Here is a 17574-nt window from a genome sequence, read left to right on the forward strand (position 1 = left end):
CGTGGACGCGGAGGAGTGGCGGGTTATGGACGAGACGACGGTCCGGGTGCGGTTGGACGTGGCCTACGACGGCACGGACTTCTCCGGGTGGGCCGCGCAGCCGGGCCGGCGCACGGTGCAGGGCGAGCTGGAGGCGGCTCTGGCGCGGGTGCTGCGCCTGCCGGAGGTGTCGCTGACGTGCGCGGGGCGCACGGACGCCGGTGTGCACGCGCGGGGGCAGGTGGCGCAGGCCGACATCCCCGCGCGGACGTGGGAGAGCGAGGGGGAGCGCGTGCTCCGGCGCCTGGCCGGGGTGCTGCCCAAGGACGTGCGGGTGCGCGCGGCGCGGCTGGCGCCGCCCGGGTTCGACGCCCGGTTCTCGCCGCTGTTCCGGCGGTACCTGTACCGGGTGAGCGACGCGCCCTACGGGGTGGACCCGCTGCTGCGGCGGGACGTGCTGTGGCATCGCAGCCCGCTGGACGTGGACCGGATGAACGCGGCGGCGGAGCGCCTGGTGGGTGAGCACGACTTCGCGGCGTTCTGCAAGAGGCGCGAGGGCGCGACGACCATCCGGGAGCTGCTGCGCCTGGAGTGGACCCGGGTGGACGAGCACCTGCTGCACGGGACGATCCAGGCGGACGCGTTCTGCCACAACATGGTGCGCGCGCTCGTGGGCGCGCTCCTGGCGGTGGGCGACGGGCGCAGGGACGCGGACTGGCCGGGGAAGGTGCTCGGCGCCGGTACGCGGGACTCGTCGGTGCACGTGGTGGGGCCGCAGGGGCTCAGCCTGGAGGAGGTGCGCTACCCGGCCGACGAGGAGCTGGCCGTACGCGCCTCGGCGACCCGCCGGGTGCGGGAGCTGCCGTGCCGGGGCCACTCGGCCTGAGGGGCGGTTCCGAGAGCGCGGGCAGCACGAGGCGGTGGGGAGGGAACCCCCCTTTTACCAGGCTAGAGCCGCGCCGGACTCCGCGAAAGCGCGGAATCCGGCCTGTGGACGAGGGGAGGGGCGTCGGGCGCCCCGCGGGCCCTTCAGTCGATGTGTGCCGGTCCCGGGTCCATCCAGTGCCGGTGCAGCAGCGCGATCTGCTCGGGCAGCACCCGCGACACCGACAGCTCGGGCAGGTCGTCCACGTCGAACCATGCTCTGGCGCTGGTCTCGGCGCTGCTGAAGGCGCGGTCGCTGGTCCCGTCGCCGCTGAACGCGGGGCTGCCGGTCCCGGTGCCGCCGGAGGCGGGGTCGGGGTCGGTCAGCGGCGCGCACACGAAGAGGAGCTTGTAGATGTGGCGGTCGTAGACCGGCACGTGGGGCCACAGGTGGCGGTCGAGGACCCCGGCGAGGTGGACCGCCCGCACGGCCAGCCCCGCCTCCTCACGGACCTCGCGTTCGATCGCCTGCCTGGGGCTCTCCAGGACGTCGCACCACCCGCCGGGCAGGGTCCAGCGGTGGCCGTCCGAGATCTCGCGGACGAGCAGGACCCGGCCGGAGGGGTCGAAGACGCCGCCGCGCACGTCGAGCTTGGGGGTGGTGTAACCGGCGGCCGAGGCCACTTCGCGCTCGTACCCGGGGAGCTCCCCGGCGGCCACCATCTGCATCAGGTCGCGGGCCAGGGCACCGACGCGGTGGAACCGCCCGATGTCGAACTCGTTGGTGCTGTACGCCAGCCCCGACTCCGACTGCGCCGTCAACTCCATCGCGATGCGCCGGATCCGTTCGGCGGGTTCTGTCATCGTCACGCTCTCCTCCGGGGCTCGCGGACCGGCCCGCCTGGACTCCTGCCCGCCGCGGGCGCCGACGGAACCCGCCCGTGGACACGAAGGAGGGGCACCCGGACGCCGGGTGCCCCTCGCGGGTGCCGGTGACCGCTCAGCCGCGGTTCTCACTGAGGCTGGTGTGGGCCTCCTGGAGGAAGCCCTCGCTGATGGCGCGCAGCTCGGTGGCGGACTCGCTCTCGGCGCCCTCCTCGGTGCCGTCGCTGTTGGCCGCCAGGGAGAAGAGCAGGTAGCGGCCCCACTGGCCGCTGCTGCCGTGGCCGCCGGAGTGACCCAGGCGCTCGGCGGGGCTGCCCTCCTCGCCGGGCAGACCGGCGAACCACTGGGTGGCCACCAGGTCCTGTGCCTCCATCGCGGTGGCCGCCTCCTCGCCGGTGGGCATGGCGGCGACGCCCACGGTCACCGCGTGGCCCTCGTCCTCGCTGAGGTAGGAGGCGCGCACCATCTGGCGGCACTCGTTGTCGGCGAGCACCTGGCCGTAGTCGCCGTGGGCCCCGGCGGCGCAGTCCTCGGTGTCCTCGACGGCCACGCGGGTGAACGTGCCCTGGCCCTCGACCTCCATGCTCTCGGGGAAGAGGGCCTCGACGTCGAGCGCGCCCGGGTCGTCGGCCTCGTCGGCGACGGTCGTGGCGTTCGCGCCCCCCGAGCCCATGCTGGTGGCGAGGAAGAACGTCCCGCCGCCCGCCAGGACCAGCAGCACGGCGAAACCGGCGATCATCATGATCCGGCGCTTGCGGGCGCTCGCGTCCGCGCCGCCGTCACCGTACCGGTAGTCGTCGTCGTTGTTGTAGCCGTCGTAGTCGTCGTAGTCGTTGATCCCCTGGGCATCGAACTGCGCGGTGTCCACACCGGCGTCGTCGGGGACCTCGTCCCGGAACAGGGGGCGGCCGCCGGGCGAGGCGGGGACGGGGCTGATGTGCTGCGTGGCGCCCATCGCGTCCGGGGGGAACACGGGCTCCTCCCGGCCGGGCGCCGGGAGCGCGGCGGGGGGCTGCTGCGGGGCCTGGAAGGCCTGCTGGGCGGACGGGGGAGCCGAACCGGGGGGCATGCCCGGGGGAGGGCCGACGGGCGCTCCGGGGTGGCCGGGAGCGCCGGGACGGCCCTGCGGTACGCCCTGCGTGCCGGGGGGGAACCCCGGGACGGGGCCCTGGGGCCCGGGCCGCTGGCCGGGGGCGTGCGGCGGCACGGGGGCGCCGGGCGGGAGGGCCCCGGGCGGAAGGGGCTGGCCGTGCTGTCCGGGCTGGCCCGGGGCGGCGTTCTGTCCGGGGGGTACGTGCGGACCCGACGGCTGACCCATGCCCGGGTGGCCGCCCGTGGGCGCCTGGTGTGACGGGTGGCCGCCGGCTGGGGCCGGGTGCGAGGGGTGCCCGCCCGTGGGCGCCCGCATCGGCGCCTGGCCGCCGGTGGGGGCGCCGTGCGGCGGGAACTGCCCGCCGGTGCCCTGCTGCGGCTGTCCGGGGTGCGCGGGCGCCTGCTGCCCGCCGGTGGGCGCGCCCACCGGGCTGCCGGGGTAGCCGGGCGCGCCCTGGGGTTGCCCTCCCTGGCCGTACGGCGGGATCTGGGGGTGCTGCGGGCCGCTCGGGGGCTGGGGCGGAGCCTGCGGGCCGCTCGGCCCGCCCTGGCCGCCGGGGTAGCCGGGCGCGCCCTGGGGCTGCCCTCCCTGGCCGTACGGCGGGATCTGGGGGCCGCTCGGCTGCGTGGGGGAGTGGTGGTGCTGCGGGTACGGGGGATGCTGGCCGGACGGGGGCGCGCCGTGTGTCTGCTGCGGCCCCGATGTGGGATGCTGGCCCTCGGCGTGGGAGGGCGATGACCCGAGCAGGTCCTGGCCGTCACCGGCCTCCGGTCCGACGGGTCTGCCGTCGGGACCGTACTGTGGCTGGTTCGGATGGGTACTGATGGGAGTCTCCGAGGGCTCTGGGGGTGGGACTGGGCCGCGGTCCACCGGCACGTGGCCTGGGCCGCGCGGTGCCGTCCGTTCCGGGTTCCCGTGGTATCGGCGACCGTGACGGGCGTCTCCAAGGTCGCGTCAGTGCCCGTCATCACGGGAGCAGACCGGCCTTTCGGTGCAAGCGTAGCCAACGCGGGGGCGGGAACAGGACGAAGCACTCCCGGCAACAGGCATAATAAAAGACGGAGAGGTCACGGATGTGACCCCGTGCCGGTGTTTTCCCCGCCGAGCGCGGTCCGGCCGGTCCGCCCCGCCGCTGGCTTTGACCTGCGCGGCGGTGGCCAGGTAGGATATTCCGTCGTTGTGCGTTGAGTTGCCGTGGGCCCCGATCACCGGGCGCCGATCCACGCACCATCGTCTGCGCACTCACCATTCGGAGAGTCCTGTGACATGGCACGGGATATCCGGCCAGACGCCCCCGCAACCGCGGGTGTGTATACGAGTCCCCCATTCCCGCACGGGATGGGGCAGCCGACTGAAGAGCGAAGGCAAACGATCGTGCGCACATACAGCCCCAAACCAAACGATGTCCAGCGTCAGTGGCACGTTGTCGACGCTACCGATCTCGTGCTCGGGCGTATGGCGAGCCAGGTTGCCACGCTGCTTCGGGGCAAGCACAAGCCGTACTACGCGCCCCACATCGACACCGGCGACTTCGTGATCGTCGTGAACGCCGACAAGGTCGCCCTGACCGGCAAGAAGCTGGAGCAGAAGCGCGCCTACCGCCACTCCGGCTACCCGGGCGGCCTGCGCTCCGTCTCCTACGCCGACCTGCTGGAGAAGAACCCCGAGCGGGCCATCGAGAAGGCCGTCAAGGGCATGCTCCCCAAGGGCTCCCTGGGCCGCCAGATGGCCAAGAAGCTCAAGGTGTACGCCGGTCCGGAGCACCCGCACCAGGCCCAGCAGCCGGTTGCGTTCGAAATCACCAAGATCGAGCAGCCCGCCTAGGCGTTCGCAGACTTTTACAGAGAGCACGAGGAGAACCGTGGTCGAGCCCACCGGCATCGAAGACGTCGAGCAGGAGTACGTGGAGAACCCGGAGGAGTTCCCCTCCGAGTACACCAGCGAGTCCGACGAGAACGCCGCCGCCTACGTCCCCACCGCGTCCGGCCCCAGCGCCGGTACCGGTCGCCGCAAGCAGGCCGTCGCCCGTGTCCGCATCGCCCCCGGTTCGGGCGAGTGGAAGGTCAACGGCAAGTCGCTTGAGGCGTACTTCCCGGACAAGGTCCACCAGCAGACCATCAAGGAGCCGTTCGTCTCCCTCGGGTTCGACGGCGCCTACGACGTCTTCGCCCGTCTCGACGGCGGCGGCACCAGCGGCCAGGCCGGCGCCCTGCGCCACGGCATCGCCCGCGCGCTGGCGTCCCTGGACCCGGAGAACAACCGCCCGACCCTCAAGAAGGCCGGTTTCCTGACCCGCGACGCCCGCGAGGTGGAGCGCAAGAAGGCCGGTCTCAAGAAGGCGCGCAAGGCTCCCCAGTTCTCCAAGCGCTAGTGCTCATGCGCCGGCACCCGCTCGGCTGAGCTTCGGCCCGTACGCCGTTCCCACCACCGGGGACGGCGTACGGGCTTTCGGTTTTTCCGGTGGCTTGTCTGGGCCACCCTCGCTACTCCACCGGCGCCGTGACCCGGCGCCGTCTTCGAAAGGGGCTGTCCGCCTGTGGCTCGGCTGTTCGGAACAGATGGTGTACGCGGTGTCGCCGGTCGGGACCTGACCGCCGCTCTCGCGCTGGAGCTGTCCGTCGCGGCGGCGCGGGTGCTGACCCGCGGCGGCGACGGGGCGCGGCCCAAGGCCGTGGTGGGCCGCGACCCGCGCGCCTCCGGCGAGTTCCTCGAGGCCGCCGTCGTCGCGGGCCTGGCCAGCACCGGTGTGGACGTGGTACGCGTGGGCGTGCTGCCCACCCCGGCCGTGGCCTACCTGACCGGCGCGCTCGGCGCCGACTTCGGCGTGATGCTCTCCGCCAGCCACAACCCGGCCCCCGACAACGGCATCAAGTTCTTCGCGCGGGGCGGCCAGAAGCTGGAGGACGCCCTGGAGGAGGAGATCGAGGGCATGCTCGGCGTGCCCTCCACCCCCGCCGTGGGCGACCTCGTCGGCCGGGTCACCGACGCCGACGACGGCGCCGAGCGCTACATCGAGCACGTGCTGGCCTCGGTACCCCACAGTCTCAAGGGCCTCAAGGTCGTGGTGGACTGCGCCAACGGCGCCTCAGCCCTGGTCGCGCCCGAGGCGCTGCGCCGCGCGGGCGCGGAGGTCGTGGCGATCGGTGACCAGCCGGACGGCCACAACATCAACGACGGGTGCGGCTCCACCCACCTGGAGGTGCTCCAGGAGGCGGTCCGCCTGCACGGCGCGGACGCCGGTATCGCCAACGACGGCGACGCCGACCGCTGCCTGGCCGTGGACGCCGAGGGCCGCGTGGTGGACGGCGACCAGATCCTGGCGATCCTGGCCACCGAGGCCAAGGAGGAGGGCAGGCTCACCCAGGACACGCTCGTGGTCACGGTCATGTCCAACCTGGGCCTGAAGCTGGCGATGGAGCGGGAGAGCATCACCGTGGTGGAGACCGCGGTGGGCGACCGCTACGTGCTGGAGGAGATGAAGCGCGGCGGGTTCGGCCTGGGCGGTGAGCAGTCCGGGCACGTGATCCTGCTGGAGCACGCCACCACCGGAGACGGCGTCCTGACCGGCCTGCACCTGCTGGCCGCGATGGCCCACCGCGAGCAGGGCCTGGCGGAGCTGGCCAAGGTGATGACCCGCCTGCCGCAGGTGCTCGTCAACGTGCCCGACGTGGACAAGGCCCGCGCCAAGGACTCCGCGGAGCTCGCGGCGGCCGTGCGCGAGGCCGAGGAGGAGCTGGGCGAGACCGGCCGGGTGCTGATCCGGCCCAGCGGGACCGAGCCCAAGGTCAGGGTCATGGTCGAGGCGCCGGAGCAGGAGCAGGCCACCGCGGTGGCCGAGCGGCTGGCCGCCGTGGTGCGCTCCGCACTCGGCTGAGGGCGGGACTCCTTCGGGGGCTCAACGCCCCGTGCTCGGGCGTCTCGGAGGGGGAACCTCCGGTGCCTGCCGTGCGGTGGCCCGTTCCTGGCGATCGCGCGTCCGACACCCCCAGGACCCCACCGGCGCCCGAGCCTCCACGCGCGTCCGGGCACGCGGACGGCCGGGCGCGCGTTCTCATGTGTGGCTGACCCGCGGAGCGCGGGTCCGGGACGCTGGAGTTGGTCACGGTGGCGGACACGCGGTACGGGCACGCCCTGACGATCGGGGTGGACATCGGCGGGACGAAGGTCGCCGCCGGTGTGGTGACGCCCGGCGGGCGCATCCTGGCCAGGCTGCGCACGGAGACCCCCGAACGCAGCAAGAGCCCGGCGGTCGTGGAGGACACGATCGTCTCGGTGGTGCGGGAGCTGCGCCGGGAGTTCCGGGTGCGCGCCGTGGGCGTGGGCGCCGCCGGTTTCGTCGACGAGCGGCGGGCCAACGTGCTGTTCGCCCCGCACCTGTCCTGGCGCCGGGAGCCGCTGCGCGAGGCCCTGGCCCTGCGGCTGGGGCTGCCCGTGGTGGTGGAGAACGACGCGAACGCCTCCGCCTGGGCCGAGGTGCGCGCCGGGGCGGGCCGGGGCGTGGACAACGTCGTGGTGGTGAACCTGGGCACGGGCATCGGCGGTGCGGTCGTGCTCGACGGGAACCTGCACCGGGGCCGGTACGGACTGGCCGGGGAGTTCGGGCACATGACGGTGGTGCCGGGCGGACACCGCTGCGAGTGCGGGAACCGGGGCTGCTGGGAGCAGTACGCCAGCGGCAACGCGCTGACGCGGGAGGCGCGGGAGCTGGTGGCCTCGCAGTCGCCGGTGGCGGACGCCCTGCACCAGGCGGTGGGCGGCGACGCCGCCCAGATCACCGGACCACTGGTCAGCGAGCTGGCGCGCAAGGGCGACCGCGCGTGCGTGGAGCTGATGCGCGAGGCCGGGCAGTGGCTGGGTTCGGGTCTGGCCAACCTGGCCGCGGCGTTCGACCCGGAGCTGTTCATCGTGGGCGGCGGCGTGTCCGAGGCGGGGGAACTGCTGCTGGAGCCCGCGAGGGAGGCGTTCGGGCGCAACCTCACGGGGCGCGGCTACCGTCCGGAGGCCCGGGTGGCGGCGGCCGAGCTGGGCAACGAGGCGGGCCTCATCGGCGCCGCGGACCTGGCCCGGGAGGCGCTGCCCCGGTGGCACCAGCGGCGCCGACAGCGCCGCCTGGGGCGTTTCGGCAGGAGTTAGGGCCGGTCGGTCCCGTCGGGGGCGGCGGCGCGCGGCCGGAGCGTGGCGCGCGCCGCGTTGCGCGGGACCTAGCGGGACAGCGCCCTCACGTCGATGTCGATCGGGAACGGCAGGTCCAGCTTGAGGCGTTCTCGAGCGACGGTGACAGGGATGTAGCGGGGTTCCTTCGTGCCGTCCAACTCGTAGACGTAGACAGCGGGTCCGTTCTCCTCGTGCTCTATCCGCCAGAAATGCGGGATACCCGCCTGCGCGTACTTGAGCGGTTTGGTGGAGCGATCCCGGTCCTGGGACTCCTTGGACACGATCTCCACAGTGAGGAGTACATCTTCGGGAGGGACGTGGGTGGCCTGGTACCAGTCGAGGTGCTCCTCGGCTCCCTCCGCGAACTCGTAGACGATGAGATCGGGCTCCGGGCGTTGGCGCTTGCCGAGCTTCATGGTCATTTCCGAGAGGACGTCGACGTTGGGAGGCGCCGCTTCCTCCAGACGGGCCGCGAGGCGGATCATGACCTTGGCGTGGAATCGGGTCTGGGGGGAAAGCAAGACAAGGGCTCCGTCGATGAGTTCCATCCGGGGCACTCCCGGGGGAAGGTTGTCCATGTCGTCGGCGGTCCAGCCGCCGGGCGGGGGCATGAACCAGTCGGGGAGCGGCTCAGCGGTCATCGAAACCTCCCGGGTCGATTCCTGAGCCCATGCTAATGCGGTCGTCATCGCCATGACAGGACGGTAGCGCTCCGTGACGACGGTGCGCGGAGGCTCCGCGAAGAACTCCGGATTCCGGGTGAAAGTCCTGTTCGGAGGGGCTACCCGCAATTAACCGAACCTGGTTCTAGTGCGGAGGTCGCATCCTCTGTAGAGTTCCGCCATGGATCTCAACGCAATCTCCGCCCTCGTCTCGGGCGGCGCGAGTGGCCTGGGTGAGGCCACCGCCAGGGAGCTCGCCTCCGCGGGCGCGACCGTCGTCGTCGCCGACCTCAACGCCGAGCGCGGGGAGGCCGTCGCCAAGGAGATCGGCGGTGTCTTCGTGCGCACCGACGTCTCCCAGGAGGACCAGGTCAAGGCCGCGGTCCAGGCCGCCGTCGACACCGGCAAACCCTTCCGGGTGGCCGTGTCCTGCGCGGGCATCGGCTGGGCCACCCGCACCGTCGACCGCAGTGGAAACCCCCACGACCTGGACAGCTACCAGAAGGTCATCCAGGTCAACCTCATCGGCACCTTCAACGTGCTGCGCCTGGCCGCGGCCGAGATCGCCAAGACGGAGCCGGTCAACGAGGACGGCGAGCGCGGCTCCATCGTCAACACCGCCTCCCTCGCGGGCATCGAGGGCCAGATCGGCCAGATCGCCTACTCCTCCTCCAAGGGCGGCGTCATCGGCATGACCCTCCCGGCCGCCCGCGACCTCGCGGCCGTCGGCATCACCGTCAACACCATCGCCCCCGGCATCCTGGAGACGCCCATCTACGGCGAGGGCGAGGCCGCCGAGGAGTTCAAGCAGCGCCTGGCCGCGCCGGTTCCCTTCCCCAAGCGCCTGGGCACCGCCGAGGAGTTCGGCCGGCTCGCCCGGGCCCTGCTGGAGATCAGCTACGTCAACGGCGAGGTCGTCCGCATCGACGGCGCGCTGCGCATGCCGCCGAAGTAGGGAGGGCACCGTGTCCGACGAGGTTCTCTACACCGCCGAGGACGGCGTCGCCGTCATCACCATCAACCGGCCCCAGGCCAGGAACGCGGTCAACGCCGCGGTCGCCGCACGCGTCGCCGAGGCGCTCGACGACCTCGACGCGCGCAAGGATCTGAGCGTCGGCATCATCACCGGCGCGGGCGGCACCTTCTGCGCCGGGATGGACCTCAAGGCCTTCATGCGCGGCGAGGTCCCGCTGGTGGAGGGGCGCGGGTTCGGCGGCTTCGCCGAGCGCCCGCCGCGCAAGCCGCTGATCGCCGCCGTGGAGGGGTACGCCCTCGCGGGCGGGTTCGAGGCCGTGCTGGCCTGCGACCTGGTCGTGGCCGCCGAGGACGCCAGGTTCGGCATCCCCGAGGTCAAGCGCGGCCTGGTCGCCGGTGCGGGCGGCCTGCTGCGCCTCCAGCACCGCATCCCGCGCAACATCGCGATGGAGCTCGCACTGACCGGCGACTTCGTCGAGACCCCGCGCCTGGCCGAACTCGGGCTGGTCAACCGGGTCACCGCCAGTGGCGGGGCCCTGGAGGGCGCACGCGAGCTGGCGGCCCGCATCACCGCCAACGGCCCGCTGGCGGTGCGGGTGTCCAAGGAGGTCATCACCTCCTCCGGCGACTGGTCCACCGAGCGGATGTGGGAGAAGCAGAACGAGCTGACGGGCCCGGTGTTCGTCAGCCACGACGCCATGGAGGGCGCGGCGGCCTTCGCCGAGAAGCGCGCCCCCGTGTGGAGGGGTGAGTAGGCCCCCGGGCGTCGTGCGGCGGTCGTCCCCCCGTCCGGGGGACGACCGCCGTCCGCTGTCGGGGGCGACGGGAGCCGGTGCGCGCCCGCGCCCCGGCCCCGCGGGATTCCGGGGCTTTCGGGGGTCCTGACCTGCCGAGGACCCCGAACCGCCGTGGAGTGTCGTGCGTCACGGCCGGGAGTGACGGGATCCAAGGCGCGCCGCCGCCCCCGGGCGTACGGGCCGCGGACCGCCGCGGCGGACGCCCCCGACGCGTTCCCGGCGGACACCGCGGCCGGGCCCTGCCGAGGCCGACACATCCGAGGTGGGAGCGCTTTCGCGGGCGTGTGCCCCCGTCCTCGCGCCCGCAGGCGAAGGGTTCGCCTCCCCCGCGCCGACCCGGCGGCCTCCCCCGCGCCCCCTCCCGTCCGGGCGGGGAGGAAGTTCACGCAATTCCAGACGGTTTGAAGTCATGGGTTAACCTGGGTTCTACTTTGCCCACCTTGTCCTGTCCTGTCAGTCGTCCCGTCTCTGCGGGCTGACAGGAGCGGGAGCCTGATCCACCCTCCCCCCACACCCGGTAGACCGGGCGCGCGCTGGCGCGACCTCCGCTGTGCGACGGGTGTGTTCGGATCCGCGGAGCCTTGGAGTCATTTGTGGTCGCACTCAGTGTCGTCGTACCCATCTACAACGTCGAGAGGTATCTCGACGAGTGCCTGCGCTCCCTTCAGGTGCAGACGTGGGACGATCTCGAGGTCGTGATGGTGGACGACGGGTCCCCGGACGGCAGCGCGGCCATCGCGGCCCGGTACGCCGAGCAGGACCCCCGCTTCCGGCTGATCCAGCAGGAGAACGGCGGTCTGGGCGCCGCCCGCAACACCGGCATCGAGCACGCGCGCGGCGACTTCCTGACCTTCGTGGACAGCGACGACGTGATCCCGTCCTACGCGTTCGGCTACCACCTGGAGAGCCTGCGCCGGAGCGGCTCGGACTTCTCCAGCGGCAACGTCCACCGCCTCAACGAGCTGGGCACGCGCCAGTCGCCGATGCACCGCAGGATCTTCCGCACCGCGAAGACCGGCACGCACATCACGCGCGAGGACACGCTCCTGGTGGACCGGCTGGCCACCAACAAGGTCTGGCGCCGCTCCTTCTGGGACAGGCACGGGATGACCTTCCCCGTCGGCGTCCTGCACGAGGACATCCCCGTGGCCATCCCCCTGCACTTCCTCGCCGAGTCGGTGGACGTGCTCTCCGCGCCCGTCTACCTCTGGCGCGAGCGCCCGAGCGACGACAAGTCCATCACCCAGGACCGGCTGCGACCCCAGGCCCTGGAGGACCGCGTCAGCGCGGTCACCAAGGTCAGCGACTTCCTCAGGGAGAACCAGCCGCCCCTCCAGAAGCGCCGGTGGGACGCGGTGGCGCTCGGCAGCGACCTGCGCCTCTTCCTCCAGGTGCTCGACCGGGCCGACGCGGACTTCACCCGGCGGCTCGTCGAGCTCGGCAACGCCTACCTGGACCAGGTGGACGACAAGGTGCTGCGCGACCTCCCCGCCATCGAGCGCCTCAAGTGGCACCTCATCCGGCAGCGCAAGGTCGAGCAGCTGCGCGAGGTCATCGTCTTCAACAAGAGCGCCGAGCACAAGAAGGCCAAGATCGTCCGGCACGGGATCCGCTACTACGCGGACTACCCGTTCAAGGACGACCCCGCCCAGGGCGTGCCGCGCTCGGTCTACCGCGTGCGCTCGGAGCTCAAGCTCCGCCAGAAGGCCGAGGAGCTCACCTGGGTCGACGGCAAGCTCGTCGTCGGGGGCCGGGTCTGCCTGAAGTACCTGCGGCCCAACAAGCGCCTCCAACAGCAGGTCCGCGCCTGGGCGGTCAACGCCGAGGACGGCAGGCGCGTGCGGCTGAACACGACCACGCACCAGGCCAACGAGTTCCGGCTCGCCCCGACGGTGGCCACCTCCCGCAAGGACTGGGGCGGCTACCGGATCGTCATCGACCCCGCCGAGCTGGGGGACGAGGGCGACTGGTACGTGGAGCTGGGCGTGGTCAACCGCGGCTTCCGCCGTGTGGACCGCCTCAAGAAGCCCGCCGCGGCCGACGTCCGGATGCTCGGCCCCGAGCAGGTCCGGCCGGGCGTGTGGGCCCGCCCGCACTGGGTGGACGACTTCGAACTCCGCCTGACCGTCGAGCGCCCGGCGGTCGTCCTGGACGGCTCCGCGGTCGAGGGCTCCTCCCTGGTCCTGAGCGGCCGGGCGACGGGAACCCCGTCCGAGGGCCTGAGCGCCTACGTCCAGCGCTTCCCCGGCGACGTCGAGGTCCCCGCGAAGGTGGAGACCGACGGCGCGTCCGTGCGCGTGCTCGTCGACCTGGCCGCCCTCACCGACGGCTACCAGGACCGGGACGCCATCGCGGGCAGCGACCCCTACGAGGACTGGTCGGTCCACCTCCGGGACGGCTCCGGCCACTCCCGGTGGATCCCCTTCGCCGAGGACGGTCCCGAGGGCCGCTACGCGCACTCCGGCCTGAGCGTGCGGGTGCTCCCCGACTTCGCCGGGCGGACCAGGGTCCGGGTGGAGCGGCCCCAGCCCCTGCTCACCGCCGTCTCCTGGGACGACGACGTCCTCGACCTGCGGGGCGACTTCCCCGAGACCTCCACGGGAGAGCTCTCCCTGGTGGTCAAGGCCGTCGGTCGTATGGAGGAGCACCTGTTCCCGGTGGAGGCCGCGGACGGCCGGTTCTCGGCCTCCGTCCCGCCCACCGCGATCCCCAACTTCGGCACGAAGGTGCCCCTCACGCCCGGCAACTACCGCTTCCTGCTGCGCACCGCCACCGGCGACAACCAGTGGGACGACCGCCGGATCGGCTTCTCGCAGGAGCTGCGCACCGCCAAGTTCCCCGCCCCCGAGAAGGAGGGCGGCTTCGACCTGGAGCTCAAGCCGGACGGCCGCGGGTGGCCCGTGCTGCGCCTGGGCTCGGTGCTGCGTCCGGAGGAGCAGGGGTCCTACGCGCAGCAGGTCCTGCGCGAGGAGGTCTACCCCAAGCTGCGCCGCAAGCCGGTGCAGCCGGGCATCGTCTTCGACAGCTACACCGGCAAGCAGTTCTCCGACAGCCCGCGGGACATGTACGAGGAACTGCGGCGCCGCGGCGTGGAGACGCCGATGTCGTGGATGGTGCGCAACCGCCAGATCACGCTGCCCCCGGGGCTGACCGAGGTCCGGCACACGAGCCGCGAGTACTTCGAGGCGCTGGCGCGCTCGGAGTTCATCGTCTCCAACGCCCACCTGCCCATGTGGTTCGAGAAGCAGCCCGGGCAGAAGGTCGTGCAGACCTGGCACGGGTCGATGCTCAAGCGCATCGGCTTCGACATCGAGCACGTCCAGTTCGCGGGCCGCAACTACCACGACCGGCTCCGGCACGAGACCAACCAGTGGGACTACCTGGTCTCCCCGAGCCCCTGGGCGACCCCGATCCTGCGCCGCGCCTTCGGCTTCGAGAACGAGATCCTGGAGACCGGCTACCCGCGCAACGACATCTTCCACCGCCCCGAGCGCGAGGCGGTGACGGAGACGGTCCGCGAGCGCCTGGGCCTGCCGGAGGGCAAGAAGGTCATCCTCTACGCGCCCACCTGGCGCGACGACAAGTTCTACTCGGTCGGCAAGTACAAGCTGGACCTGCACCTGGACCTGCGGCGGCTGTACGACGCCCTCGGCGACGACCACGTACTGCTCTTCCGCAGGCACCCCAACATCGTCGACCGGGTGCCGAACGTGGGCAAGGACTTCGTCTTCGACGTCTCGGCCTACCCCGAGATCCAGGAGCTGTTCCTGGTCACGGACATCCTCATCACCGACTACTCGTCGCTGATGTTCGACTTCGCCAACACCGGCCGCCCGATGCTGTTCTTCACCTACGACCTGGAGGAGTACCGCGACAGCCTGCGCGGGTTCTACTTCGACTTCGCCGAGACCGCCCCGGGCCCGCTGCTGCGCACCTCCGACGAGGTCATCGACTCGATCCGCGACATCGACGGGGTCCAGGAGGCCCACAGGGAGCGGTACGAGGCCTTCGTGAACCAGTTCTGCCCCCTGGACGACGGCAAGGCCGCGGCCCGGGTGGTCGAGCAGGTCTTCGGCAAGCTCCTCTGAACCGGGCGGTTCGGGGGAAGGCAGGGGCCGCGCCGGACGGCGCGGCCCCACGACAGGGAGGGTGAAGAGGGCCTTGAGGATTCTGCTCACCGGAGGAGCCGGGTACATCGGCTCCCACACGGCGGTCGAGCTGGTCGCGCGCGGGCACCAGGTGGTCGTCCTGGACAACCTGGTCAACAGCAGCGAGGAGGCCGTGCGCCGGGTCGAGAAGATCACCGGCGCGCGGATCCCGTTCGTGCGGGGCGACTGCACCGAGCAGGGCGTCGTCGAGCGCGTCCTGGTGGAGCACGGCATCGAGGCCGTGGTGCACTTCGCCGGGCTCAAGGCGGTGGGGGAGTCCGTCAGCCAGCCGCTGCGGTACTACCGCAACAACCTGGACGCCCTGCTCACGCTCGCCGAGACGATGGACCGGGTCGGGGTGCGCGACCTGGTGTTCAGCTCCTCGGCCACCGTCTACGGCGACCCCGACACGGTGCCGATCGCCGAGGGGAGCGCGCTGCGGGTGACCAACCCCTACGGCGCGACCAAGCTGTTCGGCGAGAGGATCCTGGAGGACCTCGCGGTGAGCGCGCCCGACTGGCGGATCACCGTGCTGCGGTACTTCAACCCGGTCGGCGCGCACTCCAGCGGCCTGATCGGGGAGGACCCCAACGACATCCCCAACAACCTCTTCCCCTACATCTCCAAGGTCGCCGCGGGCAGGCTGCCCGAGCTGACGGTCTTCGGCGACGACTACGACACCGCGGACGGCACGGGGGTCCGGGACTACCTGCACGTGGTGGACCTGGCCCGGGGGCACGTCGCGGCGCTCGACCACCTGGCCTCGCAGAAGGGGCTCAGGGCCTTCAACCTGGGGACGGGGAGGGGCACCTCCGTCCTGGAGGCGATCCGCGCCTTCGAGGCGGCCTGCGGCCACACCATCCCTTTCCGGGTGGGTCCGCGCCGCGACGGCGACATCGCCACCTGCTTCGCCGACCCGGGGCTGGCCAACCGCGAACTGGGCTGGAAGGCCGAGCACACGGTGGCCGAGGCCTGCGCCGACGCCTGGCGCTGGCAGTCGGCCAACCCCGACGGCTACAGGTGACCCCGCGGAGCGCGGAGTGAGGCCGCCCTCCGCGCTCCCGGACCGCCGGTGCGCCCCGCCGCCGGGACAACCTTCTCCAAGCGCCGAGCGTCGATGAGACGATGCCAAAAGAAGGGCAAAGCCGGGCATGGAACACGACTGGGACGAAGAGCTCGAAGAGTACGAAGAAGGCGAAGAGCACTTCTACGACGATGAGGGCGCCTTCGGCGTCGGGCTCCCGCTGACGGCCGGGTCCGCCCATGAGGAGTGGACCCGGCGGGACTGACCCCGGGGGGCCCGTCACCGGGGTCCGCTCAGCGGGCGGCGGCCCCCTCCGTCCTCCTCGCGGCCCGCTCCCCGGCGTCCCGGTGGGGCAGGAGCACGCCCAGGCCCCAGTGCAGCAGCAGGCCGCTGGCCAGCCCCACGAGCCACCCGTAGTCCGCCAGCGGCGCCAGGAACGGGACCAGGCCCTCGGCCGGGAAGGGGCCCGACCCCTCGGGGGAGTGCGAACCGCCCACGGCCAGCACCGAGCCGACGCCGAAGGCCACCAGGGCGCGCCAGTTCCACCCGTGCCGGTACCAGTACTCCGAGCCGCGCTCGTACAGCGCGGGCAGGTTCATCCGCGTGCGGCGCAGCAGCCAGTAGTCGGCGAGCAGGATGCCCGCCACGGTGCCCAGGAGGCCGCCCACCGTGCCCAGCCAGGTGAAGATGTAGACGCTCTCGTTCTCCAGCAGCCGCCACGGCATGATCAGCACGCTGAGCACGCAGGTGGTGATCGCCCCGGCGCGGAAGCTGATCAGCCGGGGCCTGAGGTTGGACAGGTCGTAGGCCGGACCGACCAGGTTGGCCGCGATGTTGGTGGAGACCGTGGCCAGCAGCACGACGAAGACCGCGAAGAGCAGGCCGATCCCGCTGTCCATCCGCGCCACGACGTCGATCGGGTTCCACAGGGGTTCGCCGTAGACGGCCGCGGTGCCCGCCGTGACCATGACGGCCAGCAGCGAGAACAGCGTCATCGTGGTGGGCAGGCCCAGTGTCTGGCCCACCACCTGGGCGCGCTGGGAGGACGAGAAGCGGGTGAAGTCGCTGATGTTGAGGGTCAGGGTCGCCCAGTAGCCGATCACGCCCATCAGCGACGGGAAGAACAGCGCCCAGAAGGAGGGCCCCCAGTCCAGGGGCTCGCCCGAGTCCAGGGACAGCATCGGGGCCAGGCCCCCGGCCTCCACGGCCATCCAGGCCAGCAGCGCGACGCCGCCGAGGATCATCAGCGGCGCGGCCCACACCTGGGTCCGGCGCACGCCCTCCATGCCCCACAGGATGATCGCGAGCTGGGCGACCCAGAACAGGCCGAAGGACAGCCACAGCGTCCACGGCTGGCCGCCCAGCGCCGCCGCCCCCGTCCACCCGTCGCCGAGCAGCCGCCCGAGCAGGATGTACACCCCCTGGCCGCCGACCCAGGTCTGGATGCCGTACCAGCCGCAGGCGACCGCGCCGCGCAGCAGCGCGGGCAGGTTGGCGCCGCGCAGGCCGAAGGAGGCGCGCGCGAACACGGGGAAGGGGATCCCGTACCTGGCGCCCGCGTGGCCGGTCAGCACCATGGGCAGCAGGACGACGAGGTTGCCCAGGACCACGGCGAGCATGGCCTGGCGCCAGTCCATGCCCGCCGCGATCAGGCCGCTGGCCAGGGTCCAGGCCGGGATGCTGACCGACATGCTCACCCATAGGGCGCCGAAGCTGCCGGTGCCCCAGGTGCGCCGGGACATCGGGACGGGTTGGAGGTCGGCGTTGACGTAGGGGCCCTCGGGCAGGGAGGTCCCCTCGGCGAGGGACACCCGGCTGTCGGGGTGGGTGACGGCGGCGGGTTCCGCCGGGGTCGGGCTGTGGGTCACGGGTCACCTGGTCTCGGTGGGCGGACGGGGAGGGCGGGGGATACGAGCGCTGCCGGACCCACCGGGGGACCCCCGGGGAGGGCGGCGAAAAGTCCGGATTCGTTCCGGGCCGCCGAATATCCTCG

General features: G+C 72.4%; 15 protein-coding genes. 11 read left to right on the forward strand and 4 right to left on the reverse strand.

The features are described 5' to 3' along the window. The first annotated feature begins 25 nt into the window (after positions 1 to 25). The gene (gene truA / locus G011_RS0120480; RefSeq protein WP_019610102.1) at positions 26 to 865 is read left to right on the forward strand and encodes a tRNA pseudouridine(38-40) synthase TruA; all 840 of its coding nucleotides are present in this window, start codon (positions 26 to 28) and stop codon (positions 863 to 865) included. Between the two features lie 143 nt (positions 866 to 1008). Here the strand turns inward: truA and G011_RS0120485 are convergent, their stop codons facing one another. Both G011_RS0120485 and G011_RS0120490 read right to left on the reverse strand, forming a co-directional pair. After that, positions 1009 to 1707, reverse strand: coding sequence for an NUDIX hydrolase N-terminal domain-containing protein (locus tag G011_RS0120485; RefSeq protein WP_019610103.1), 699 nt, complete (start codon positions 1705 to 1707; stop codon positions 1009 to 1011). 136 nt (positions 1708 to 1843) lie between these two features. Further along, a complete protein-coding gene (locus tag G011_RS0120490; protein ID WP_019610104.1) occupies positions 1844 to 2797 on the reverse strand; it encodes a hypothetical protein in 954 nt (317 codons plus the stop codon). Between the two features lie 366 nt (positions 2798 to 3163). Here G011_RS0120490 and G011_RS31860 point away from each other — a divergent pair, with 366 nt between their 5' ends. From G011_RS31860 to G011_RS0120515, 5 genes are all read left to right on the forward strand, one after another. Further along, positions 3164 to 3559, forward strand: coding sequence for a hypothetical protein (locus G011_RS31860; RefSeq protein ID WP_155979809.1), 396 nt, complete (start codon positions 3164 to 3166; stop codon positions 3557 to 3559). Between the two features lie 636 nt (positions 3560 to 4195). Further along, positions 4196 to 4645: a 50S ribosomal protein L13 gene (rplM, locus tag G011_RS0120500; protein ID WP_019610106.1), complete on the forward strand. Its 450-nt coding sequence runs from the start codon at positions 4196 to 4198 to the stop codon at positions 4643 to 4645. Between the two features lie 37 nt (positions 4646 to 4682). After that, positions 4683 to 5192: a 30S ribosomal protein S9 gene (gene rpsI, locus G011_RS0120505; RefSeq protein WP_013156146.1), complete on the forward strand. Its 510-nt coding sequence runs from the start codon at positions 4683 to 4685 to the stop codon at positions 5190 to 5192. A 165-nt stretch (positions 5193 to 5357) separates the two neighbouring features. Further along, positions 5358 to 6695, forward strand: a complete 1338-nt coding sequence (glmM, locus tag G011_RS0120510) for a phosphoglucosamine mutase (protein WP_026338480.1) — start codon at positions 5358 to 5360, stop codon at positions 6693 to 6695. 230 nt (positions 6696 to 6925) lie between these two features. After that, positions 6926 to 7954: an ROK family glucokinase gene (locus tag G011_RS0120515; protein WP_026338481.1), complete on the forward strand. Its 1029-nt coding sequence runs from the start codon at positions 6926 to 6928 to the stop codon at positions 7952 to 7954. Between the two features lie 68 nt (positions 7955 to 8022). On the opposite strand, the gene G011_RS0120520 is transcribed toward G011_RS0120515, so the two are convergent. After that, on the reverse strand, positions 8023 to 8616 hold the full coding sequence (locus G011_RS0120520) for a Uma2 family endonuclease (RefSeq protein ID WP_013156149.1): 594 nt from the start codon (positions 8614 to 8616) through the stop codon (positions 8023 to 8025). Positions 8617 to 8818: 202 nt separating this feature from the next. Between G011_RS0120520 and G011_RS0120525 the strand changes: the two genes are divergently transcribed. The 5 genes from G011_RS0120525 to G011_RS32160 all read left to right on the forward strand — a co-directional run bounded on the left by G011_RS0120525 (position 8819) and on the right by G011_RS32160 (position 15846). After that, on the forward strand, positions 8819 to 9592 hold the full coding sequence (locus G011_RS0120525; RefSeq protein WP_019610109.1) for an SDR family NAD(P)-dependent oxidoreductase: 774 nt from the start codon (positions 8819 to 8821) through the stop codon (positions 9590 to 9592). Positions 9593 to 9602: 10 nt separating this feature from the next. Beyond that, positions 9603 to 10367, forward strand: a complete 765-nt coding sequence (locus tag G011_RS0120530) for a crotonase/enoyl-CoA hydratase family protein (protein ID WP_019610110.1) — start codon at positions 9603 to 9605, stop codon at positions 10365 to 10367. Between the two features lie 635 nt (positions 10368 to 11002). Next, positions 11003 to 14497 carry a bifunctional glycosyltransferase/CDP-glycerol:glycerophosphate glycerophosphotransferase gene (locus G011_RS0120535; protein WP_019610111.1) on the forward strand — a complete coding sequence of 1165 codons (3495 nt, stop codon included), beginning with the start codon at positions 11003 to 11005 and terminating at the stop codon, positions 14495 to 14497. Between the two features lie 73 nt (positions 14498 to 14570). Then, positions 14571 to 15581 (forward strand): UDP-glucose 4-epimerase GalE, encoded by a 1011-nt coding sequence (galE, locus tag G011_RS0120540; protein ID WP_019610112.1) that lies wholly within the window; start codon positions 14571 to 14573, stop codon positions 15579 to 15581. A gap of 127 nt (positions 15582 to 15708) precedes the next feature. After that, positions 15709 to 15846 carry a hypothetical protein gene (locus tag G011_RS32160; protein WP_019610113.1) on the forward strand — a complete coding sequence of 46 codons (138 nt, stop codon included), beginning with the start codon at positions 15709 to 15711 and terminating at the stop codon, positions 15844 to 15846. A 28-nt stretch (positions 15847 to 15874) separates the two neighbouring features. On the opposite strand, the gene G011_RS0120550 is transcribed toward G011_RS32160, so the two are convergent. Continuing rightward, positions 15875 to 17449: an NCS1 family nucleobase:cation symporter-1 gene (locus G011_RS0120550; RefSeq protein WP_019610114.1), complete on the reverse strand. Its 1575-nt coding sequence runs from the start codon at positions 17447 to 17449 to the stop codon at positions 15875 to 15877. Positions 17450 to 17574 lie beyond the last annotated feature (125 nt).

It is taken from the genome of Nocardiopsis sp. CNS-639 (assembly GCF_000381685.1).
GTDB classification, from domain to species: domain Bacteria; phylum Actinomycetota; class Actinomycetes; order Streptosporangiales; family Streptosporangiaceae; genus Nocardiopsis; species Nocardiopsis dassonvillei.